The sequence below is a fragment of the uncultured Limnohabitans sp. genome, from assembly GCF_937889215.1.
Classification (GTDB): Bacteria; Pseudomonadota; Gammaproteobacteria; order Burkholderiales; family Burkholderiaceae_C; genus Limnohabitans_A.
Map to the genome: position 1 here is coordinate 1 of NZ_CALBEX010000588.1, position 1418 is coordinate 1418.

At 55.6% G+C, this 1418-nt stretch carries 1 protein-coding gene; it reads right to left on the reverse strand.

The features are described from left to right. Positions 1–238: 238 nt before the first annotated feature. Positions 239–1237 carry an IS5 family transposase gene (locus Q0341_RS14805; protein WP_299514894.1) on the reverse strand — a complete coding sequence of 333 codons (999 nt, stop codon included), beginning with the start codon at positions 1235–1237 and terminating at the stop codon, positions 239–241. Between the last annotated feature and the right edge of the window lie 181 nt (positions 1238–1418).

Sequence of the window (1418 nt, forward strand, 5' to 3'; positions counted from 1 at the left end):
GGGCGGCATACGCGGCATGGCCGGTGCCAGGGCATCGCGCTTTGGCCGCTACCCGCGTTATGCGCACGAAGCTAAGGAAGCGCGGATCAAATCGAATTTGATCTGATCGCTGACGCAGCGTATTTTTTTGTTCACGCTACGCCGAATTTCGCGGCTGCTTTTGCAATCGCGGCCTTTTTTTTCAGTTTCTGCACCTCTTTCGAGGCTTCTCATGGCGCTTTTCGCGCCCCTTTTCCCTCTATGGGCGTAGTTCTCCCCTGACCATGTACAAATTACTCAAGGCAAACAGCACATTGAGCTGTGCGTCGTTCTTGGCCAAGCCCTTGTAGCGCGTCTTCTTGTATTTGAAGATGTTCTTGACCACGTGAAACGGGTGCTCCACGTAAGCCCTGACTCGGGCTTTGAGTTTTTCGTAGGCTTGCGCCAAATCTTTTTGCCATCCGTCGTCCAGCTTTTCAATGGTCTTGCGACGCTTGGCCACATGCCATTGCACAGTTTGTTCATTGGCAGCCAGCGCCTCCTGCATGTCTTCTCGCTTGTCCACACCAACATAGCCCGCGTCTGCCCAGACATCCTGCTCCTGCCCATGCAACAACGCCGCTGTCTGGCTGATGTCGCTGACGTTGGCCGCCGTCGTGGTGAGCGTGTGCACCAGACCGGAGTCCTTGTCAACACCAATGTGCGCCTTGGCACCAAAGTGCCATTGGTTGCCTTTCTTGGCCTGATGCATTTCGGGATCGCGAGCGTGGTCTTTGTTTTTGGTTGAGCTCGGTGCTGCAATCAAGGTGGCATCCACCAGTGTGCCTTGTGTCATCAAGAGGCCTCGCTCCATCAGCATGACGTTGGCTTCGACCAGCATAGCTTTGGTCAAGTCATGGGCTTCGAGTAAGTGGCGAAACCCCATCAGGGTGGTGGCGTCGGGCACGCTGGTGCGGCTCAGATCAATGCCCATGAAGTTGCGCAGTGCCTGAGAGTCATAGACCGCGTCTTCCACCGCTTCATCGGCCAGGCCGTACCACTGCTGCACGAAGTACATGCGCAGCATGCGCTCCAGCCCGATCGGTGGCCGCCCGCGTTTGCCGCTCTTGGGGTAATACGGTTCAATCACTTGCATCAGCCGCGACCAGGGAACCACTTGCTCCATCTTCTCCAGGAACACTTCGCGTCGCGTTCGCTTTTTCTTCTTGTCGTATTCGGCTTGGGCGAAACTGATCTGGCTTGATGCTGGGGCGTTCATCTTGGCTATTCGTTGTGGACGATCATCTTATAACGCTTGGCGTCTTCCTGAAGTTGGCGACATCAGCGAATAAATCTGCGTTTCCTTAAGATAAAAAGTCTGCCCGCATAGTGGTCCCCCTCCAGGAAAAGTCATGCGCCTCATCCCCCTGAACTGGCAACCGGACAGTCCTGTGCCCCTG

Coding starts and splice junctions, on each gene's coding strand:
- Q0341_RS14805 (WP_299514894.1), bottom strand. CDS start 1,237: ATGAACGCCCCAGCATCAAGCCAGATCAGTTTCGCCCAAGCCGAATAC.